Source organism: Micavibrio aeruginosavorus ARL-13, assembly GCF_000226315.1.
In the GTDB taxonomy this organism is placed as follows: Bacteria; Pseudomonadota; Alphaproteobacteria; order Micavibrionales; family Micavibrionaceae; genus Micavibrio; species Micavibrio aeruginosavorus_B.
Map to the genome: position 1 here is coordinate 1,350,370 of NC_016026.1, position 20,437 is coordinate 1,370,806.

General features: G+C 53.9%; 21 protein-coding genes and 1 tRNA gene. 2 read left to right on the plus strand and 20 right to left on the minus strand.

Features of this window, described 5'->3' with window-relative positions:
* Positions 1-25: 25 nt before the first annotated feature.
* Genes nuoL through MICA_RS06395 form a run of 3 tightly spaced genes read right to left on the minus strand, consistent with a single transcriptional unit; the run spans position 26 to position 2,965 of the window.
* Positions 26-2,023 carry an NADH-quinone oxidoreductase subunit L gene (gene nuoL / locus MICA_RS06385; RefSeq protein WP_014102898.1) on the minus strand — a complete coding sequence of 666 codons (1,998 nt, stop codon included), beginning with the start codon at positions 2,021-2,023 and terminating at the stop codon, positions 26-28.
* Positions 2,024-2,029: 6 nt separating this feature from the next.
* Positions 2,030-2,338, minus strand: a complete 309-nt coding sequence (nuoK, locus tag MICA_RS06390; protein WP_041794413.1) for an NADH-quinone oxidoreductase subunit NuoK — start codon at positions 2,336-2,338, stop codon at positions 2,030-2,032.
* A gap of 21 nt (positions 2,339-2,359) precedes the next feature.
* The gene (locus MICA_RS06395; protein WP_014102900.1) at positions 2,360-2,965 is read right to left on the minus strand and encodes an NADH-quinone oxidoreductase subunit J; all 606 of its coding nucleotides are present in this window, start codon (positions 2,963-2,965) and stop codon (positions 2,360-2,362) included.
* Between MICA_RS06395 and MICA_RS12135 the strand changes: the two genes are divergently transcribed.
* Positions 2,964-3,158: a hypothetical protein gene (locus tag MICA_RS12135; RefSeq protein ID WP_148260434.1), complete on the plus strand. Its 195-nt coding sequence runs from the start codon at positions 2,964-2,966 to the stop codon at positions 3,156-3,158. The genes MICA_RS06395 and MICA_RS12135 overlap by 2 nt on opposite strands.
* Positions 3,159-3,180: 22 nt before the next feature.
* Positions 3,181-3,693, plus strand: a complete 513-nt coding sequence (locus tag MICA_RS06400; protein ID WP_014102902.1) for an acyloxyacyl hydrolase — start codon at positions 3,181-3,183, stop codon at positions 3,691-3,693.
* A gap of 59 nt (positions 3,694-3,752) precedes the next feature.
* Here the strand turns inward: MICA_RS06400 and MICA_RS06405 are convergent, their stop codons facing one another.
* From MICA_RS06405 to MICA_RS06490, 17 genes are all read right to left on the minus strand, one after another.
* Positions 3,753-4,418: an RluA family pseudouridine synthase gene (locus MICA_RS06405; RefSeq protein ID WP_014102903.1), complete on the minus strand. Its 666-nt coding sequence runs from the start codon at positions 4,416-4,418 to the stop codon at positions 3,753-3,755.
* A gap of 48 nt (positions 4,419-4,466) precedes the next feature.
* The gene (locus MICA_RS11875) at positions 4,467-5,210 is read right to left on the minus strand and encodes a hypothetical protein (RefSeq protein ID WP_148260435.1); all 744 of its coding nucleotides are present in this window, start codon (positions 5,208-5,210) and stop codon (positions 4,467-4,469) included.
* A gap of 167 nt (positions 5,211-5,377) precedes the next feature.
* The gene (gene nuoI, locus MICA_RS06420; RefSeq protein WP_014102905.1) at positions 5,378-5,863 is read right to left on the minus strand and encodes an NADH-quinone oxidoreductase subunit NuoI; all 486 of its coding nucleotides are present in this window, start codon (positions 5,861-5,863) and stop codon (positions 5,378-5,380) included.
* Positions 5,864-5,875: 12 nt separating this feature from the next.
* Positions 5,876-6,883, minus strand: coding sequence for an NADH-quinone oxidoreductase subunit NuoH (gene nuoH, locus MICA_RS06425; RefSeq protein WP_014102906.1), 1,008 nt, complete (start codon positions 6,881-6,883; stop codon positions 5,876-5,878).
* Positions 6,884-6,900: 17 nt separating this feature from the next.
* Entirely contained in the window at positions 6,901-7,260 is a 360-nt protein-coding gene (locus MICA_RS06430) for a hypothetical protein (protein ID WP_014102907.1), read from the minus strand.
* Between the two features lie 10 nt (positions 7,261-7,270).
* Positions 7,271-9,328: an NADH-quinone oxidoreductase subunit NuoG gene (gene nuoG, locus MICA_RS06435; RefSeq protein ID WP_014102908.1), complete on the minus strand. Its 2,058-nt coding sequence runs from the start codon at positions 9,326-9,328 to the stop codon at positions 7,271-7,273.
* Entirely contained in the window at positions 9,316-10,059 is a 744-nt protein-coding gene (locus MICA_RS06440; protein WP_014102909.1) for a hypothetical protein, read from the minus strand. Before MICA_RS06440 ends, nuoG begins: the two co-directional genes overlap by 13 nt.
* A complete protein-coding gene (gene nuoF / locus MICA_RS06445; protein WP_014102910.1) occupies positions 10,056-11,348 on the minus strand; it encodes an NADH-quinone oxidoreductase subunit NuoF in 1,293 nt (430 codons plus the stop codon). The genes MICA_RS06440 and nuoF overlap by 4 nt, the downstream gene beginning before the upstream one ends.
* Positions 11,348-12,001 (minus strand): NADH-quinone oxidoreductase subunit NuoE, encoded by a 654-nt coding sequence (gene nuoE / locus MICA_RS06450; protein WP_014102911.1) that lies wholly within the window; start codon positions 11,999-12,001, stop codon positions 11,348-11,350. Before nuoE ends, nuoF begins: the two co-directional genes overlap by 1 nt.
* A 19-nt stretch (positions 12,002-12,020) precedes the next feature.
* The gene (locus MICA_RS06455; RefSeq protein ID WP_014102912.1) at positions 12,021-12,455 is read right to left on the minus strand and encodes a hypothetical protein; all 435 of its coding nucleotides are present in this window, start codon (positions 12,453-12,455) and stop codon (positions 12,021-12,023) included.
* A complete protein-coding gene (locus tag MICA_RS06460) occupies positions 12,455-13,675 on the minus strand; it encodes an NADH-quinone oxidoreductase subunit D (protein WP_014102913.1) in 1,221 nt (406 codons plus the stop codon). The genes MICA_RS06455 and MICA_RS06460 overlap by 1 nt, the downstream gene beginning before the upstream one ends.
* On the minus strand, positions 13,675-14,346 hold the full coding sequence (locus MICA_RS06465; RefSeq protein WP_014102914.1) for an NADH-quinone oxidoreductase subunit C: 672 nt from the start codon (positions 14,344-14,346) through the stop codon (positions 13,675-13,677). The genes MICA_RS06460 and MICA_RS06465 overlap by 1 nt, the downstream gene beginning before the upstream one ends.
* Before the next feature lie 21 nt (positions 14,347-14,367).
* Positions 14,368-14,943, minus strand: coding sequence for a NuoB/complex I 20 kDa subunit family protein (locus tag MICA_RS06470; RefSeq protein WP_148260437.1), 576 nt, complete (start codon positions 14,941-14,943; stop codon positions 14,368-14,370).
* Positions 14,944-14,949: 6 nt separating this feature from the next.
* Positions 14,950-15,321 carry an NADH-quinone oxidoreductase subunit A gene (locus MICA_RS06475; protein WP_014102916.1) on the minus strand — a complete coding sequence of 124 codons (372 nt, stop codon included), beginning with the start codon at positions 15,319-15,321 and terminating at the stop codon, positions 14,950-14,952.
* Between the two features lie 214 nt (positions 15,322-15,535).
* A complete protein-coding gene (locus MICA_RS06480; protein ID WP_014102917.1) occupies positions 15,536-18,613 on the minus strand; it encodes an inverse autotransporter beta-barrel domain-containing protein in 3,078 nt (1,025 codons plus the stop codon).
* A gap of 170 nt (positions 18,614-18,783) precedes the next feature.
* Positions 18,784-18,860 (minus strand) — tRNA-Asp (locus tag MICA_RS06485).
* Between the two features lie 126 nt (positions 18,861-18,986).
* On the minus strand, positions 18,987-20,360 hold the full coding sequence (locus MICA_RS06490; RefSeq protein WP_236619858.1) for a hypothetical protein: 1,374 nt from the start codon (positions 20,358-20,360) through the stop codon (positions 18,987-18,989).
* Between the last annotated feature and the right edge of the window lie 77 nt (positions 20,361-20,437).

A 20,437-nucleotide genomic window follows, 5' to 3' on the forward strand; every position in this document is an offset into this window, starting at 1 on the left:
TTAGATTACACCTTTATCCGGGTCTTTACTGTCCCATTGTCGCGCGGAAGACGAACCACGACACCAGGCCGATCAGTCCGATCATCATCACGAATGCATATTGGAAGACGTATCCAGTCTGGAACCGGCTCAACACACCGGCAAACCGGGCATACATACTGGCCACACCATCCGGGCCATAACCGTCAATGACCGCCTTGTCCCCTTTTTGCCAGAAGAATCGGCCCAACCGGAATGCATTGCGCGTGAAGACGCGGTCATAAAGTTCATCAAACCACCATTTGTTGTAGAACAACGCATGGATCGGTTTGAAAACCTTGACCATGACCGACGGCATGTTCGGCGCGAACATATAGAAAATGTAGGCCAGAATAATCCCGGCGCTGGCCACAAAGATCGGCAGAACCTTGACCCACGTCGGAACATGGTGCGCGGCCTCGACCGTGTCATTTTCCGGCAGGACGAAGATCGAGCCGCCCCAGAAATGCATCTTGTCCCACACATTAACCAGCCCGGTCATGTTCAGAATATCGCCTGCGTGACCCGCCGCATTCGGTGAACCAACGAACCCGCCATAGAGTACGGACCCCGCCAAAATCGCACCCGCGGCCAGAACGGTCAGCGGCAACAACATGATCAACGGTGATTCATGAACATGTGCCATGACCTTTTCATCCGCGCGCGGTTTGCCGTGGAAGGTCATCAGGATCAAACGCCAGCTGTAGAATGCGGTCAGCAAGGCAGCCACAATCCCGAACCAATATGCCATTGTTCCGAACCATGTGTGGTCGGCAAAGGCCGTTTCCAAAATCATGTCCTTGGAATAATACCCGGCGAAGAACGGCATGCCCGCCAACGCCAGCGACCCCACCCACATCAGGATATAGGTCGAGGGAATCAGGTGCCAGATGCCACCCATTTTGCGCATGTCTTGTTCATCGGACATGGCGTGAATGACGGAACCCGCGCCCAAGAACAGCAAGGCCTTGAAGAACGCGTGGGTCGTCAAATGGAACATGGCCGCAGGATAGGCCGATACGCCCAGGGCAAAGAACATGTAACCCAGCTGGCTCATCGTCGAATAGGCGATGACGCGTTTAATATCGAACTGCGTCAAACCAATCGTCGCCGCGACCAGAGCCGTAACCGCACCAAAGATGCAAACAACCATCAACGCGGTCGGCGCATATTCGAATACAGGCGAGAATCGGGACACCAGGAACACACCCGCCGTCACCATCGTCGCCGCGTGAATCAGCGCGGATACAGGCGTCGGGCCCTCCATCGCGTCCGGCAGCCAGGTGTGCAACCCCAACTGCGCCGATTTACCAACCGCACCCATAAAGAGCAGCAGGCAAGCCAGCGTCAGGGCATGGACCTCATAGCCCAGGAACATGAACATCGTGTCCTTGTGCTGGGCGGCCTGGTCAAAAATGCCTTGGAATTGCACGGTGCCAAAAACCATGAAGATGGTAAAAATGCCCAAAGCCAGACCAAAGTCACCAACACGGTTGACCACAAACGCCTTCACGGCGGCGGCATTGGCGGAATGTTTATGGTTCCAGAACCCGATCAACAGGTACGACGCCAGACCAACCCCTTCCCAACCGAAGAACAGTTGGACCAGGTTATCAGCACTGACCAGCATCAGCATCGCAAAGGTAAACAGCGACAGATACGACATAAACCGCGCTTTGCACGGGTCGTGGCTCATATATCCGACGGAATAAACGTGGACACAGGCCGAAACGATGTTGATGACGCACATCATCACCACGGACAATTGGTCAAAACGCAACGCCCAATCAACCGTAAAATCACCCACGGTGATCCAGTTTTCAAGGCTGACCACATGGGGTTGTGATTGAATGATCACGCTGTAGAACAAGGAACATGACGCAACCGCCGCCATGATCAAACCGGTGCAGGTTACAAACTGCGCTCCCTTGTCACCGATCTGTTTTCCAAACAGAAAGGCAATCACGAACCCCAGAAGCGGCGCAAAAACGGCAATCAGTTCCATTTGCTTTTAGCCCTTAAGCGTAGAGATGTCCTCAACCGCGATGGTGCCACGGTTGCGGAAGAACACGACCAGAATGGCCAGACCAATCGCGGCCTCGGCCGCGGCAACGGTCAGGATAAACATGGCGAAAACCTGTCCCGCCAAATCGCCCATCATGGATGAAAACGCGACGAAGTTGACGTTCACCGCCAACAACATCAATTCAATCGACATCAGGATAACGATCACGTTTTTACGGTTCAGAAAAATCCCGAACACGCCAAGCGTGAACAAAATACCCGCCAGTGTCAGATAATGGACCAAACCAACATTCAATAATGTTTCCATCATCATGGCTTAAACCCCCGTACCCGGCGTTACTTTTACAATTTCCATGGCGTCATCAACGCTACGCGCATTCTGGGCCGCAATTTTCTGCTTGCGAACACCCGGGCGCACACGGTGCGTCAGAACAATGGCCCCGATCATAGCGACCAGCAGAACCAGGCCCGACATCTGGAACACCATGACATAGTTGGTATAGAGAATTTGGCCCAGAGCCTCGGAGTTCGTGATTTCGCCCGCTTTATCAAACGGGTTGGCAAGGTTGGCCTGCGGTGCCGCGCCCCACGCCGTGTACATCATCACCAGCTCGGCCAGCAGAACGACACCCAGCAATAGTCCCAGCGGAACATACTGCATCGCGCCCTTGCGCAGATCGGCGAAGCTGATGTCCAGCATCATCACAACGAACAGGAACAAAACCGCGACCGCCCCGACATAAACGATCACCAAAATCATGGCGATAAATTCGGCCCCTAGCAGGATGAACAATCCCGCCGCGTTAAAGAACGCGAGGATCAGGAACAGAACGGAGTGCACGGGGTTGCGGGCCGTAATAACCATGATGGCGCTTAGGACCAGAACAGCGGCGAAAAGATAGAAGGCGATGGCTTGAATCATGATGTATCAAACAGCACTTTTTTGTTTTGCACCAAGCAGATGGACCCGTTTGGCGGCGTTGCCCCTTTCTAGTATGACCAGCGCCGCACCGCAAGGTCCGTATCTGTGCAAATCCACGAATATTTCTATTGATTTTTCCCCGCCGCCGGAGAAGAATGCGAACAGACTTGCGTATGCTATTTCTTCTTTTTAATCAAATCACTAGGACGAAACCCGTGAAAAACATCGTTTTGCCGCTGATGGCGCTCTGCGTATTCCTGACAACCGCCTTTGCTGGCACATCCGCTCACGCCGATGATTATGACAAAATTAGCCTGTCCGTCGGTTATTTTGACGTTTTTGATGATGAAGACGCACTTGATATGCGCGCCGAATACCGCTGGGATTCGCCGCTGATCTGGCAAATTAAACCCTTCGCCGCTCTTGAGTACACCACGGACGGCAGCGGCTGGATTGGCGCTGGCGTTTATTATGACTATCACTTCGGTAACGGTTTCGTGATTACCCCCAGCTTCGCCCCCGGCCTGTATAACGATGGTGGCGGCAAGGACCTGGGCCACGTGATCGAATTCCGCAGCCAGATCGAAGTTGGCTATGAATTTGAAAACGCTTCCCGCGTCAGTGTTGGCCTGTCCCACCTGTCAAACGCCAGCCTGGATGATCACAACCCAGGTACGGAAGTGCTGAGCCTGTATTACCACATGCCGGTTGGCATGCTGTTCCCGTAAGCGGGCCGAGCACACGAATCAAAAAGGCGGCCCGATGTGCCGCCTTTTTTCTTGGCCCGCTAGAAGGGGCATTCTGCAATAAAGGTACATTCCTGCCCAGTGGATGGATGCACAAATCGCAATTGTTCCGCGTGTAATTGCAAGCGGTCCGCCGCTGCCAACGCATCACCATCAGCATAAAAAACATCGCCCAATATAGGGTGGCCAATTGCCAGCATATGAACACGCAATTGATGTGTACGCCCTGTGCGCGGGAATAGTCGCACGCGCGTTGCGTTATCTTCACGCGCAATAACTTCCCAATCGGTTTGCGCCGAACGGCCATTTTCATGGTCGACGCGGTGGCGCGGCTTGCGATCAACATCGATACCCAATGGCAAATCAATATGTCCGCTCTCGCCATCCATCTGCCTCCACACGCGCGCGACATAAATTTTCTGCGCCGTGCGGTTTTCAAACTGGGCCGCAACGAAGGCATGGGCCCGTTTATTCAAGCCCATCACAACAACGCCGGACGTATCGCGATCAAGGCGATGAATGATCGATGCCTTTGGAAATAATTTGCGAACCCGCACATCCAGACAATCCCACAAACGCGGATCTTTTCCGGGTACGTGCAACAGCCCACTCGGCTTTTCAACGACCAAGAGGTCATCATCCTGATAGATGATAACCACGGGGTCGTTTGGTGGGGTATAAACCGGATCGGCCAGATGATCTTCCATGGCCACAGCCTAGGACATTTTATACGGCCCTGGCAACGATCTGCGTAATCAGGCGAATTCGCCGTTATTAACGGCCTCCTCAACCTTTTCACGAATCTTTTCTTCGATCTTGGCGCGTTCTTCCGGCGACATCGCCGCCAATTCCTCTTCCGTTACGCCAGCACTTTTCAGGATCATGGCGCGCACTTTTTCCTCATAAGACATGGATGCGAACTCAAGGAACTCATCCACAACACTATGTGTTTCTTCCTCTGGCTCCTCTGGCGCGCCTTCATTCTGCTGGGTTGCAATAATCTGGGTTTTCACCAATGTTTCGGCGGACCCATCACGAGCCTCGACACTTTCCCGCGCGGCATCGGCGGCCATTGCCGCATAATCCACCTCAAATTCCACGGGCGGAACTTTCGCCCATTGCGCCGGGGTCAGCGCATCTTTGCTCATCACCACGGTCCCGCCCAAGGCTTTGGCAATCTCTTCCGCGCGCTGCTGCGCCAATGCGGGCCCCGACCCTTGCGGATCGGATACGCTATCCAGTTTTGAAATCTTCCCATACGCAGCATTGGATGTTTCCATCACACCGCTGTTATACAACTTAGCCACGGTTTTTCCGTCTACGACCACTTCGGCATAGAGTTTCTGCGACGGATGATCTTCCAGATTTTTGGGCTTGGTGTATTCAAGTTCCTTAATCTTTTCGATCTTCGCCATGAAATCGGGATCGGCCTTTTTCGTCAGCGATTTTGTTAGATCAAAATTGAACATCGTGAGCGAACCCACTTTGATTCCATCCATACCCGCCATAATCACACCTCGGTAAAAGTTGCACGCGTCGGCGGGGTATCTGCAATTTTCATGCCATTTCAAAGTGGTCGGAACACATTGATTTTCAATGACGGCAGAATCAAAACACCCCGGAAGAATCTTCCGGGGTGTTTATATTTGCCGGGCTTTATTGCCCCTTAACGGTATGGCGCATCCGCCGCCAGGTTCGCCGCGATCTGGGCTTCCCAACGGTCACCGTTGGCCAGCAGGCGGTCCTTGTTGTAATACAACTCTTCGCGTGTTTCGGTGGCGAATTCGAAATTCGGCCCCTCAACAATCGCATCAACCGGGCACGCCTCGGCGCACAGGCCGCAGTAAATGCATTTGGTCATATCGATATCGTAACGCGTTGTGCGGCGGGAACCGTCATCACGCGGTTCGGCTTCAATCGTAATCGCCAGTGCCGGGCAGATGGCTTCGCACAGTTTGCAGGCGATGCAACGCTCTTCCCCGTTCGGGTAACGGCGCAAGGCATGTTCGCCGCGGAAGCGCGGGGAAATCGGGCCCTTTTCATACGGGTAGTTGATCGTGACCCGGGGCTTGAACATGTATTTGAACGTCAGCGCCATGCCCTTGACGATTTCAGACAGCAGGAAACTGCGTGCGATATAATCGAGTGTCATACTCATTACCCCTTACGGCAAAGCATCGAAAGCCAACAGCGTACCCGCCACCACAACAACCCAGATCAGGCTGAACGGCAGGAAGATTTTCCAGCCCAAGCGCATCAATTGGTCGTAACGGTAACGCGGGAATGTACCGCGGGCCCAGATAAAGAAGAACAAAACGGCGCAAACCTTCACAATGAACCAGATCACGCCCGGAACAACGGCCAGTTCCGTAATACCAAACGGCGGCAACCAACCACCCAGGAACAGAACCGTGGTAATGGCCGACATCAGAATCATGTTGGCATATTCACCCAGGAAGAACAGCGCGAACGCCATGGACGAATATTCAACCATGAACCCGCCGGACAATTCCGATTCACCTTCCGGCAAATCGAACGGTGCGCGGTTGGTTTCGGCCAGAATGGAGACCAGAAACACAATGAACATCGGGAACAACAACGCCTGCATCCAGACCGGGCGCGGGGCCATCACAATGTCGGTCAGGTTCAGGGAACCCACGCACAGCAACACGGTGACGATCACCAGACCCATGGATACTTCGTACGACACCATCTGCGATGCCGAACGCATCGCGCCCAGAAATGCGTATTTCGAGTTCGAGGCCCAACCGGCCATGATCACGCCGTAAACGCCCATCGACGAAATGGCGAACAGATACAGGATACCAACGTTAATATCGGCAATCACCCATTTCAAATTCACCGGAATAACCGCCCATGCGACCAGCGCCAGTGTGAACAGCAACATCGGTGCCAACAGGAACACCGGGCCGTTGGCTTGTGACGGGATAATGGTTTCCTTCGACAGCAATTTGACGCCGTCGGCAATCGGTTGCAGCAACCCGAACGGCCCCACGGTCATCGGACCCTGACGACGCTGGATCGCGCCCAGAACCTTGCGCTCGGCATAGGTCAAATACGCCACGGCCAGAACAACCGCCACGATCATCAACAGGATCTGACCCACCATAATCGCGCCGGGCAGTCCGTATGTCGTCCAAAGTGCAAGCATATCCATTTGTTTTACCCTTATTTTGGATAGGTACGGGCGTGCATACGCGCGCCGTAGTGAGGTTGTTTGGCCTTGATCACCCGATCATCGAACGGGCGTTTGGCTGCAAAAGCCGGATCGCCGTGATAATTGAATATGTCCGTCGACGTATCCAGTTTCGGCAGAATTAACGGTTCAATCTCTGGCATACGACCAAGGATGTGAGCGTTCGACACAATGATAGCTTCAAGATCGCGCTCTTGTTCCTTTTCATCGGCCCTACCATCCAGAACCACCACGCCGATATTATGGTCGACCAACGCGCGGGCCATGGCCATGGCGGCCACATGGGCCCCCAGTACCAAAACAATCCGTCTGTTGTTTGTGGTTCCGGTCATTGGTTACGCCTTACTCCGCCGCAATCTGCTGTTCGGCCGCAAAACCATTGCGGGCGAATGTTGTCGCGCATTTCGCCATGGTCAGCGAAGCCTTCGTCACCACGTTGGTGATATAGAAGTTTTTCACCGCCGGAACAAACGCACCGGAATTGACCAGACCAGATGCCCCAAAGCTGCGCCATGGGGATGCGACCAGCGTATCCACCTGCCCCAGATGCGGCCATTCATGGACAATGCGTGAACGCAAGCCCGCCAGATCATCATATGGCAACGGATGGTCCATCCATGCGGACAAGGCACGAATGACTTTCCAATCTTCACGCGCTTCACCCACCGGCCAGACCGCCGCACGGCCCATCTGCACACGGCCTTCGGTATTCACATACAGGCCGTCCTTTTCAGTATATGCCGCACCCGGCAGAATAATGTCGGCACGCGCGGCACCGGCATCACCATGGTGGCCTTGGTACACAACGAACGCCGATTGCGGAATGGAATCCACCACCGCCGCATCATCACAACCCAACAGGTAAACCAGTTCCATACCGGATACATCCAGCAGATTCTTGCCCGCCACGAAACCGATATCCAGCGCACCAACGCGTGATGCCGCAACGTGCAGAACGTTGAACCCGTTCCAATCATCACGCACCATGTTGAAGGTTTCGGCAACTTCGCGGCACAAGGCATGAACGGCCAGACCATCGGCCCGGCGGAATGCCCCCATGCCCACGATAATCATCGGGTTTTTGGCGTTTTTCAGAACATCCGCGAACGCGCCCTTGCCCGCCGCAATATCCTTCAGCGTATCAGCCCCGGCCCCCAGATAGGTGGTCGGATAAGACAGATCATGGTTTTCACCAATCACGCCAACCTTCACCTTGGTCTTGCGCCATGCTTTACGAATACGCGCATTGATCATGGCGGCTTCGGCACGCGGGTTGGTTCCAACCAGCAGGATCGCATCGGCCTGTTCAATACCGGTAATGCCGGTGTTGAACACGTAACCGGCCCGCACCGTTGGGTCAAACGCAGCACCATCGGTGCGGCATTCCAGATTACGGCTGCCAATCACGCCCATCAGGTCTTTCAACGCGACCATGGATTCCAGATCACACAGATCGCCAGCCAACGCGGCCACGGCACTCGGGTTCGTGGAGCGCATACGATGAGCGAGGATAGCAAACGCCTCATCCCATTCCGCCGCGCGCAGGCGGCCCGTGTTTTCATCACGCACGAACGGACGATCCAGACGCTGACGCTTCAACCCGTCATAGGCAAAACGTGTGCGGTCATCAATCCATTCTTCGTTCACATCTTCGTGCAGGCGCGGCAGAACACGCATCACTTCCGTACCACGGCTGTCCACGCGAATGTTCGCACCAACCGCATCCATCACGTCGATGGTTTCGGTTTTTTTCAATTCCCACGGACGGGCCTGGAACGCATACGGTTTCGACGTCAGCGCACCAACCGGGCACACATCAATCATGTTGCCGGACAATTCGGTGGACACCGCCGCCTGAACAAACGTGGTGATTTCAACATCTTCACCACGGTTCAGCAGGCCCAGCTCCGGCACGCCGCCAATTTCTTCGCCAAAACGAACGCACCGCGTGCATTGAATGCAGCGGGTCATCACGGTTTTGATCAGCGGGCCGAAATCCTTGTCCTTTACCGCGCGTTTGCTTTCGTAATAACGCGAACGGTCATACCCATAACCAACGGCCTGATCCTGCAGATCACATTCGCCACCCTGGTCGCAAATCGGGCAATCCAGCGGGTGGTTGATCAGCAGCATTTCCATCACGCCCTTGCGTGCCTTTTTCACCATGTCGGTTTCGGTGAAAACCTCCATGTTGTCGGCACAGGCCAGTGCGCACGATGCCTGCGGCTTCGGCGGTCCACCCTTCACCTCGACCAGACACATACGGCAGTTGGCCGGAACGGTCAGACGGTCGTGATAGCAGAAACGCGGAATTTCAATTCCCAGCATTTCAGCAGCCTGAAGGATCGACGTGCCCTTTTCGACTTCGACTTCAATGTCATTGATCTTTAATTTTGGCATGGTTTTGCTTCCTGCTTACTCATCCGCTGTGTCCAGTTGCGGGCTTCAACGATTACCGGTCGGTTTTCCCACGACATTTGCAACCAATCCTGGGTCGGAACATGCAATGTCTGGCGGAAAATCTCGCTCCAACCGATTTTTTCAACTTTTTCCGGCCCGAAATCCAGCGCGCCCTGCCACTCGATTTCACCGTCACGAACATTTTTGTAAACGGTCAGCTCGTCGCCCTCTTCAAGGCAGTTCAAACCGTCATAACTGGCTTTACCGTACTCATGCACGGACCAGATCACACCCTCTGTCCCGGTTTCACAGAATGGCTCCAACGCGCCAAACAAAACCGTTCCATCCTTACGCTCCAAACGCGCCGGCAGACGGGCATAGAACATATTTTGCCATGCTTCCGGTTTCATGCCTTTTTGCAGACCATGGTGGTGCTGGCTGCGGTCATAATCGACCGTGCCTTCCCACTGCACATCGCCATCGGTGACGGTTTTAAAAACCTTCACCAGATCACCAGTTTCAAATTTGATTTTATCCGCCTTCGGCTTGTTAAAAAGCGTCACGCCCCAGTCATACGCCGACCGCACGGTCCGCACGCCCAAATGCTTGATCTCCGCATTCAGCTTGTCGGCCTTGGCTTGATCTTCCGCAGTTGCATACGGCAATTCGACCCGCATCGTGGTCAACATGCCGGCTTTTTTTACACGACGTAAGGGCGCGACGTTGCTCATGCCGCCCTCGCCGCAATTTTGCGGTATTCCATGATGCGTTTTTCCATTTCCGGGCGGAAATGGCGGATCAGGCCTTGGATCGGCCAGGCCGCCGCATCACCCAACGCGCAAATCGTGTGTCCTTCGACTTGTTTGGTCACATCCCACAACATGTCGATTTCCTCAACCGTTGCGTTGCCCTTGACCATGCGGGTCATCACGCGCCACATCCACCCCGTACCTTCACGGCACGGCGTACATTGGCCACAGGATTCGTGTTTGTAAAATTCGGACAAACGGGCAATCGCGTAAACGATATCCGTCGATTTATCCATGACGATCACACCCGCCGTGCCCAGGCCGGAACCAGCAGCACGCAAGGAATCAAAATCCATCACAACCGTGTCGCACACGTCGCGCGGCAGCAGCGGCGTGGATGAACCACCCGGAATAACCGCCAGCAGATTGTCCCAACCACCGCGAACGCCGCCGCAATGCTTGTCGATCAGTTCTTTCAGCGTGATGCCCATGGCTTCTTCGACGTTGCATGGGTTGTTGACGTGACCGGAGACACAGAACAATTTCGTGCCCGTATTTTTCTCATCCCGGCCAATGCCCGCAAACCATGAACCACCACGGCGCAGAATGGTCGGCGCAACGGCAATCGTTTCCACGTTGTTCACCGTCGTCGGGCAGGAATACAAACCCGCCATTGCCGGGAACGGCGGTTTGTTCCGCGGTTCGCCCTTTTTGCCTTCAAGGCTGTTCAACAGCGCGGTTTCCTCACCGCAGATATAGGCGCCAGCCCCACGGTGCAGAACAACATCAAAGTCCCACCCCGAACCAGCCGCGTTTTTACCCAGCAGACCAGCGGCATAAGCCTCTTTAATCGCCTTAACAACGGCGGAGCCTTCGTTATAAAACTCACCGCGAATGTAGATATAGGCCGCGTGCGCATTCATTGCGAAACCGGCAATCAACGCGCCTTCGATCAATTTATGCGGTTCGTTGCGCAGTATGTCGCGGTCTTTGCACGTACCCGGCTCGGATTCGTCGGCGTTGATGACCAGATAGCTCGGACGGCCATCCGGATTTTCTTTCGGCATGAACGACCATTTCATACCCGTCGGGAAACCGGCACCACCGCGACCACGCAGACCGGATTTTTTCATCTCGTCGATGATCCAGTCGCGGCCCTCCGCGATAATGTCCTTGGTGTTATCCCAATCGCCACGGGCTTTCGCGTATTCCAGAGAATACGGTTCCCAGCCATAGATGTTCGTGAAAATACGGTCTTTATCGTCCAACATCACACAACTCCAACTTTTTTCGCCAGATCTTCCAACGATGTCGGCCCAGCGGCGGACATGGAGCATTTACGGCCCGTTTGCGATCCAACCGGAACATCTTTCCCGTCTTTCAGCGCGCTCAGAATATCCTTCATGCGCAACGGGCTCAGATCTTCGTAAAAATCATCATTGATCTGGATCATCGGTGCATTCACGCACGCGCCCAGGCATTCAACCTCGACCACCGTGAACATGCCGTCCTTGGTGTTTTCGCCGGTTTTGATGCCCAGATGATCTTCGCAGGCCTTTTTAATATCGCCTGCACCGCACAGCCAGCACGGCGTGGTCGTGCAAACCTGCACCAGATATTTCCCAACCGGGGCCAGATTGTACATGGAGTAGAATGTTGCAACTTCGTACACCTTGATCTTCGGCAGATCCAGAATACGGGCAATTTCGTCCATCGCCGCGCGTGGAATCCAGCCACCGAACGGCGGTGTTGCCTTCGCGCCATCTTCGGCCATTTGGCGTTGCGCCAGATCCAGCAACGGCATGGTGGCGCTGCGCTGGCGACCTTCCGGATAACGGGAGATAATTTCCTCTACCTGCGCGGTGTCGCGGAAGGTGAAATTCTCCGGCTGATAATCTGCATTCAGGTCGACGTGCTTTTTCACGGCGATACTCCGTTCGTTTCTACTTCTTTAAATCGTCAATTTTTTCCGGCTTGCCCGTGGGCGCGGCAATCTGGTTGCGGCGCAAAGCTTCGGATAATTGTTCTTTGCTGCACCCGGCCACGCGCTTGCCCATCAGAATGTCGTCACCTTCGGTGCCAAACACACTCAAACGTTTTGACGGGGTCAGGACAAACGCCCCCGTTTCGCTCAACTCAACAACCGTGCCCTCTTCGTCCGTATAACGCCCCGGGGTCAACGCCATCACCATTTCATCGGCAATGCGGCCATTGGGCTGCCGCCCGTCCTTGCCAAAATTGCGCCCTTCCTTGTCTTCACAGAAGGCTTCAATGGCGTCCCATCCCATTTCGGCGCGGGCCGGGGTTGTCACGAAACACGTAACACCCAAACCAATCACGGCCGATACCGCCAGAATGATTGCATGAATAAAGGGCATTATCGGTCAATCTCCCCGAACACGATGTCCATGGAACCAATATTGGCCACAACGTCGGCCAGCATATGGCCACGGCTCATGAAATCCAGACCTTGCAAGTGCAGGAATCCCGGCGCACGAATGCGGCAACGATACGGACGGTTTCCACCATCGGATACCAGATACACGCCAAATTCCCCTTTCGGCGCCTCGACCGCGGCGTATGTTTCGCCCGCCGGAACGTGATAGCCCTCAGTGTATAGTTTGAAATGGTGGATCAATGCTTCCATTGAGGATTTCATTTCCCCACGCGGCGGCGGCGCGATCTTACGATCATCAACCTTCACCGGGCCACCCGGCATTTGCTGGATCGCCTGCTTCATAATTTTCAGCGATTGGCGCATTTCTTCCATGCGGACCAGATAACGGGCATAGCAATCGCCCGTCTTACCAACCGGAATGTCGAAATCCATATCGGCGTAAACTTCGTACGGCTGGGATTTACGCAAATCCCACGCAACGCCGGAACCACGCAACATCGGGCCGGTAAAGCCCCAGTTCAGCGCCTCCTCCTTCGTCACGACACCGATATCCACAGTCCGCTGTTTGAAAATGCGGTTTCCGGTCATCAGATCGTCGAGGTCATCAATGACCGCCGGAACGGATTTTTCAACCCAATCCATCATGTCATCCAGCAGACCCGCCGGAAGATCCTGTGACACACCACCCGGGCGGAAATAGTTCGCGTGCAGGCGTGCGCCACACACGCGTTCATAAAATTCCATCCCCTTCTCACGCTCTTCAAATCCCCACAGGGCCGGCGTGATCGCACCAACGTCCAGCGCAAAGGTGGTGATGTTCAGAAGGTGGTTCAGGATACGACCCAGTTCACAGTACAGAACGCGGATATACTGCGCCCGTTTCGGAACCGTAATGCCCAGCAATTTTTCCGTGGCCAGAGCGAACGCATGTTCCTGGTTCATCGGGGCCACGTAATCCAGGCGGTCGAAATACGGCACCGCCTGCATATAGGTTTTATATTCAATCAGTTTTTCCGTACCACGGTGCAACAGACCAATGTGCGGATCGGCGCGTTCAACAACTTCGCCTTCCATTTCCAACACCAGACGCAGCACACCGTGCGCGGCCGGGTGTTGCGGGCCGAAGTTCATCGTGTACGGACGAATTTGTGTTTCTTCGCCAATATCCAGTGCGGCGCTATCATTCTTCACGGAGCCCATTACGCGTCTCCTCCTACGGATTTCTTCTTCGGATCACGGTAACCAAAATTGGGTTTCACCGCTTTTTCATCACCGGGCAATTGTACGTCAACCATACCTTCCCACGGGCTGGTATAATCGAACCGGCGGAAATCCTGAGTCAATTTGACGGGTTCATAAACAACGCGCTTCAACTCCTCGTCATAACGCAGTTCAACATAGCCAGTCAGCGGGAAATCTTTACGCTGCGGGTGACCTTCGAAACCATAGTCGGTCAGGATACGGCGCAGATCCGGGTTACCCGTGAAATACACGCCATACATGTCCCACACTTCGCGTTCCAACCAACCCGCACCACTGAACACGCTGACAACGGACGGCACCGGCGTATCTTCCGCCGCGGTCAGTTTCACGCGTACGCGCTGGTTCTGGGTAATGGACAGCAGATTGTAAACAACCTCAAAACGCTCCGGACGGTCCGGGAAATCGACGCCGCAAATGTCGATGATTGTCGTGAACTGGCACTCCATATCATCGCGCAGGAATTGCAGAACCGGAATAATATGGTCACGCTTGACCGTGAACACGGGCGTACCACGTTCAACGGTGTGTTCAATCACCGCGCGGTCCAAGCTTTCGTGAATATGTTCGGCCAGATCCATGATGGATTCGAGGGCGCCTTCATCGGACATGATCTTCTCGCTCCTCTTCGCTTATCGAACGATCCGCGTGTCTTCACGCTGGATTTTCTTTTGCAATTGCAACAAGCCGTAAACCAGCGCTTCCGCGGTCGGCGGGCATCCGGGCACGTAAATATCAACCGGAACAATCCGGTCGCATCCGCGCACGACGGAGTATGAATAATGGTAATAACCGCCACCATTCGCGCACGACCCCATCGAAACAACCCAGCGGGGTTCCGGCATCTGGTCATACACACGGCGCAGCGCCGGGGCCATTTTGTTGGTCAGTGTTCCGGCCACAATCATCACGTCGGATTGACGCGGGCTGGGGCGCGGGATCATGCCGAAACGGTCGAGGTCATAACGGCTCATATACGCGTGGATCATCTCCACCGCACAGCACGCCAGACCGAACGTCATCGGCCACAGCGAACCGGTGCGCGCCCAATCGAACAGGTTATCGGCCTGCGTCAGCAGAAAGCCCTTTTCATTCAGATGCTTTGAAATCGCGGCGGGCACAACGTCCTGCTGCGCGGCGGGCGGCATAGCCAATCCTGTTTCCAGCGGCGCAGGCGGTGCGGTAAAGACGTGACGATCATGTGACATTGCTGATTACTCCCAATCCAACGCGCCTTTTTTCCATTCATATATGAACCCAACCGTCAGAATTCCAAGGAACGTGACCATGGACCAGAACCCGAAGACGCCAATGTCGCCCAGCGTAACCGCCCAGGGGAACAGGAACGCAACTTCCAGATCGAAGATGATGAACAAGATGGCGACCAGATAGAACCGCACATCAAATTTGTGCCGTGCATCGTCGAACGCATCGAAACCGCATTCATAAGCGGACAGCTTGTTCACATCGGGATTGCGTTTCCCGGCCAGCAATGACGCCACGATCATGGCGACCGACATGCCGCCCGCAATGACGATAAAAACAAGGATCGGAAGATAGTTCAGAAGGAGGTCTGAAGGGGCCATGGTTCCCGCCTGATTCCAGAGGGTTAGAATACTTATGCGCCATTCATAAACCACAGAATCCCGCCCCACAAGCCCTAGATCGAGAGTTTCCAGATGGGTTTTTTGACAATTCGCACAGACAGAATGAGAATTATTCTCACTCTCAAGAATGGGCGCAACAAGCTCCCTCTGTTATTTTTCATAAACAACAGAGGGAGCTTGTTAACTCAGATGCTTATGGCGCCGTACTCAGCCGCGGTGACGCATCAATGGTCGCTCCATTGGCACCGCCAAACTCGTTGGCCCCGTCGCTGTCGGATGCTTCATCAAATGTGGATGGGTCGGCATCCTGACCCCACCAGTTGTTTTCCGCCTTCAGCACCGAGGCTGCAATATCCGGATTATAGTAAACGTTAATTCCCGCATTGTCATAAACCTGGTTGCCGCCGGTGCTGGCAAACGCACCGCCCCCCATATCGATGACCAGGTTGTTGGTGCCAGCCGTGCTGTCGAATTCCTGAATTTCGATGCCGCGCTGCGCGGAACCGGTCAGGATGTTGTCAAACATGCTGATATAGACAAAGGGTGCCGCCCCCGCCGCCGTGCGCACATACATATTCGACAGATCATTGTCGCGGATTGTATTGCCCGACATGGTATAGGCCGTACCCGCCGTGCCCATCCGCCCGCTGGCATCGCGCGCAGTGATGAAGACGCCGTATTCGGTATTGTCCTCAATCACGTTGTCCGTCATGGAACCCGTAACGTCGGAATCCCCCTGAATATTAAATTCAACACCATCACCGCCAGCCTCGCTGATCCGGTTGGATGTCAAAACAATATTCGCGGTCGATGTGTTACGCGTATCGAAATACAAATTCTGGGCTGTTGACGTTGTCACATCATTGTCATCAACGGTCAGATCCAGTGTGCCGGTATTGGCCGTGCGCACATCCATACCGTTGCTGTCGTTCCCGGTAATGGTGTTGCCCTCAACCGTGGCCGTCAGGCTGTTCGCCGTGCCACTGGCTTCCAGATAAATACCGTCTGTCGTGTTGTCATAGATCTGGTTATTGCGGATAATTGTGTGGATTTCACTGCTATTCCCAACACCTGCGGCGGCACCAATACCGATGCCGTTGTTGTAGGAAATATTATTCTCCAGGATAACGGGATTGGCGACCGATCCGACCGTAACAGAATCTTCCAACGTCGCTACATACAAGCCACGCCCGGCGTTGTCGTATGTTGTATTCCCATCAAAGTGGGCATAGCTTTGCGACGAACCGGAACGGGCATCAATCTGGATACCGTTTTCAGAATGGCCGCTGGCCGTATTTCGATAAATATTTACATCCATAAACCCATCCACAGCGCCGTTATTCTGCGCCCGGATTTCGGCACCATCATCCTGGTTATCCTGCATGGTGTTATCCGACACTTCGGCATAGACCGTGCCACCAAACGCCCACAGCCCGAAACCGTCTTCCGAGTTATCGGACATCGTATTGTTATGGATCATCAACCGATTGGCCAGGCTGCCCGCCGTCATGTTCTGGTCCATTCGGATCACCAGACCTGATGTATCAATATCCGGTTCAATAACATTGTCGGTTAGGGCGTTGCTGAAATTATTGTTTTCAATACTTCCGTTCAACACCACGTTTGTGGCACCGCCTGTGGCATTGCCGATCCGGAACCCGTCGCCGACGTTATTGTTGACGTCATTGTCATGAACATCGATATCTACAGTCGCATTACCGGCAAGATCCATGTGAATGCCGCGATAATTATTGCCCGTGATTTCATTGCCACTGACGTTAAAATCAATATCAGACGTGCCTGAGGTATAGATACGAATGGTATCATTCCCCGCCGCTGTCCCGTTACCGGTCAGCACGTTATCGGTCAATGTATAGGCCCCGGTCACATTATCCGCATCGATAAACACGCCATGCGCGCCGGAGTTTTGGATGGTCGAGTCTCGTAAAGTGAAATTCGCAACACTATCGACCAGAACGCCAGCACCCGTGGTCCCGTCCACCGTCACGCCCGATACCGCAACGTCACTCGCCGTCACAGTAATGCCAACCCCGGCCCCGTTGGTCAGTGTCGGCGCAGCACTTCCCGCAATTAAAACAGTGTTGTTAAAACGGCCCGCACCCGATGCGCTGAATCGGTTGCTGTCATAAACAAAATCTGTTCCTGCACCAACAACCTGAACCCCGGTGTTGCTGATAACCAGCCCCGAATCCATGCCGTTTGATCCCACACCCGTATAGATGTAAACGACATCATGGTCCTGTAACGCGGCCTGTACATCGGCCAGATTATTGAACGGATTTTCCATTGACCCGTCACCACCGCCTGCGGCCTGGTTATCAATATAAATAATCCGTTGGGCTGTACCCGTTGTCGCATTCAAAACCGCAACAGCCTGCGGCGCACCGGACGTTTCGGCCTTGCTGGCCGTCACGACATCAACATCACGCACAGGCGACGCCGTCATACGCGCTTTCAACCCGGTCAGATCCTTGCCCGACCCTCCAAATGGTAATGTAAATCGCGCCCCGACCCAGCCATCCCGACCCCGTTCATCGTCATACTGCCCTTCGGCGGTCAGCGCTATGTTGTCGGTAATTTCGTATCGCGCCCGGGCCCGCACACCAACCATAGTTGGAGAATCATCGCCGCTAAAGCTATAGCCAGCCAAATACATCCATAAATCTGTTTTCGGGATCTTGGCACCGGCCTCAACATCACCGCCATAAAGCGGTTGTTCACGAATGACCATGGATTGAGAATCAACGAACAGACCCGTGCCGGACAAATACGGATCGCTGAGCGTCGCAGCCGTATCGACCAAAACATCATCGCTCAACGGCGCATAGCCATTGGCGCGCACTTCCCATTCTTCGGCCAGCCATTCCGCCCCAGCGGTTAATTGCGAATGCATTTCTTCGCTGAACCCGGATCGTTTCCGGTCAAAATACACGTACCCGCCCAAAACTCCGTTTTCCTTCAGAAAACGAGTCCCCAGACCCAGGTTGATTTCACGGTTGCTCTGGTCATCAGCCTTCAGGCGAATATCAGAAAAAAGCAGCGTATCCGGTGAACACGCCACAGGCAGGAAGATCGCGGTTTCCCCAATCTTGCGATCCCCGTATTTCCCCTCGACATCAATGTGCCCGGGATAATAACGACATGGCGCAGAGGTAAAGGCCGGAATACCGTGCGTGCTTTGCGCCGCCGCGATATCCGCCCCACTCAACACAAGACATGCAACAGAAGACAGCAAAAACGCTTTTTTCATGAGAAACCCCTTTTCGAGAAGGTCATCGAAAGTCGCAGAGAAATAAATATGAAAATCAAATTTGAAGACGACCGTAGGACACGGACAGGAAAATGATGCACCACAACATATCGCGACGCAATAATAAAAAAACCGGCTCAAAAAGAGCCGGTTCTTTATTTTACCCTGAATGGCGCGAGCGACGGGACTTGAACCCGCGACCTCCTGCGTGACAGGCAGGCGTTCTAACCAACTGAACTACGCCCGCAATTCAGCGTGGGCGTATAGTTATCGGAACGGCCACAGGATTTCAATACCTTTTTCAGATTTCTTGCGCAAACCAGCCGTTTTTTTCAAACCGCCAATTTGAGAATATAAATTCGTTTTAAATCAATTAGTTAACATCAACACCGACCAGCCCCTCGCGCCACATGCGAAAGAAACTGCCGCTGTGGAAGTCTAAACTGGCCTCTGGTTCCGGGACGCAGGCGTGAATCGCGTCCCCCGCAATGAATCGGACATCGGCGGCGGCGGCAGCCAACGCCACTTTCGGATCATCCGCCCCCAACAGAAAGGTCCGGCTGATAAGATGACGGCGCGTACGTTTTACAAAATTCTGAATGTCGCTTTCCATCAATCGATAGGCCCGCCCGCCATTGCTGGCCATCGGGCTATTCACCATAACACCCAGAACATCGAAACCTGCCATACGCAAGGCTTCGTAATCCGCATCACCAACGCTGGTCAATGAAACCCGGCCACACAAGACACGCCCGAATGTCTTCAGCGGTGAAATCATCCGATGCAATGTCATCCATGGCGTATGCGCCGGAACATCCATCACCATAAACAGCATATAGGCCTTCATCCGCTCATCGATCTTCTGGCACAAAGCGCGATAACGTTGTTGGCCATCCATGCTGGACAAGGTGTAATGATGCACCGGACAGATAATCCCAAAATCCGGGATCATATCGGGATTCGCCTGGAACCACGCGATAACAGTCCGCAAAACCAGCATATCCATCGCAATAACCATGGCCCCGTGCGCATTGGCATAGAAGGCTTCATGCGCGCGAATAGCCTGCCCCCCAGCATCCGGGTAATCTGCCACGGCCATCTGTGCCACTTTACGGCCCTTGTAATGATCCCACACCGGCATATAACGCACCGCCGTAAACGGCAGCGCATGCACATCGTCCATCGCACCGGTTTCTTTTTTATGCGGCGCCGTCATCTCATGATGCAAACGAGCCGCTCGATCATGCCCGGCATGTAAAACAGATGAAAAGTTGGGTGACCGCGAAGCCGTCAGCTGAATCTGGCCATTGACGCGCCCCTTTTCAAACAACATCACAATTGATTGGACCAGGGGCATATTGTAATCCAGATCCGTCATCTGGATCAGCGACACATCCTTTTTAATCGTGATTTGCTCGACACCATCCAAGGCCTGCAAACCGCGCTTCATTTCCTCGGCGATCAGGGTGATTTTAAGATCACTTTCAACAATCGTGCTTTCAGTAAAAAGAATGATGAAGGCATCATCACGAAATTCAACGCACATATCATCATCGCCGATGTACTTCGCAATGACGCCCTTGCAAACATCTGTAATCTTGCTGTGCAGTTGATCCCATCGTGAACCGCTGTTGGTGCGAATTGTACGCAACCCCAGAACTTCCATACGCCCCGCGGCAACAACTCCATTTTTGTTGAAAAAATTCGACAGCGCATTTCCAAGAACAGCATTATTTTTAAACGACATGAAATTCTGTTCTTGTTGCATATTCCCCTGACCAACCATTACCCATTCTCCCGAATTTTTTATTTTAATACCCGTTG

Coding starts and splice junctions, on each gene's coding strand:
- nuoL (WP_014102898.1), bottom strand. CDS start 2,023: ATGGAACTGATTGCCGTTTTTGCGCCGCTTCTGGGGTTCGTGATTGCC.
- MICA_RS12135 (WP_148260434.1), top strand. CDS start 2,964: ATGATGTATCAAACAGCACTTTTTTGTTTTGCACCAAGCAGATGGACC.
- MICA_RS06395 (WP_014102900.1), bottom strand. CDS start 2,965: ATGATTCAAGCCATCGCCTTCTATCTTTTCGCCGCTGTTCTGGTCCTA.
- MICA_RS06405 (WP_014102903.1), bottom strand. CDS start 4,418: ATGGAAGATCATCTGGCCGATCCGGTTTATACCCCACCAAACGACCCC.
- MICA_RS11875 (WP_148260435.1), bottom strand. CDS start 5,210: ATGGATGGAATCAAAGTGGGTTCGCTCACGATGTTCAATTTTGATCTA.
- nuoI (WP_014102905.1), bottom strand. CDS start 5,863: ATGACACTCGATTATATCGCACGCAGTTTCCTGCTGTCTGAAATCGTC.
- nuoH (WP_014102906.1), bottom strand. CDS start 6,883: ATGCTTGCACTTTGGACGACATACGGACTGCCCGGCGCGATTATGGTG.
- MICA_RS06430 (WP_014102907.1), bottom strand. CDS start 7,260: ATGACCGGAACCACAAACAACAGACGGATTGTTTTGGTACTGGGGGCC.
- nuoG (WP_014102908.1), bottom strand. CDS start 9,328: ATGCCAAAATTAAAGATCAATGACATTGAAGTCGAAGTCGAAAAGGGC.
- MICA_RS06440 (WP_014102909.1), bottom strand. CDS start 10,059: ATGAGCAACGTCGCGCCCTTACGTCGTGTAAAAAAAGCCGGCATGTTG.
- nuoF (WP_014102910.1), bottom strand. CDS start 11,348: ATGTTGGACGATAAAGACCGTATTTTCACGAACATCTATGGCTGGGAA.
- MICA_RS06455 (WP_014102912.1), bottom strand. CDS start 12,455: ATGCCCTTTATTCATGCAATCATTCTGGCGGTATCGGCCGTGATTGGT.
- MICA_RS06460 (WP_014102913.1), bottom strand. CDS start 13,675: ATGGGCTCCGTGAAGAATGATAGCGCCGCACTGGATATTGGCGAAGAA.
- MICA_RS06465 (WP_014102914.1), bottom strand. CDS start 14,346: ATGTCCGATGAAGGCGCCCTCGAATCCATCATGGATCTGGCCGAACAT.
- MICA_RS06470 (WP_148260437.1), bottom strand. CDS start 14,943: ATGTCACATGATCGTCACGTCTTTACCGCACCGCCTGCGCCGCTGGAA.
- MICA_RS06475 (WP_014102916.1), bottom strand. CDS start 15,321: ATGGCCCCTTCAGACCTCCTTCTGAACTATCTTCCGATCCTTGTTTTT.
- MICA_RS06480 (WP_014102917.1), bottom strand. CDS start 18,613: ATGAAAAAAGCGTTTTTGCTGTCTTCTGTTGCATGTCTTGTGTTGAGT.
- MICA_RS06490 (WP_236619858.1), bottom strand. CDS start 20,360: ATGTCGTTTAAAAATAATGCTGTTCTTGGAAATGCGCTGTCGAATTTT.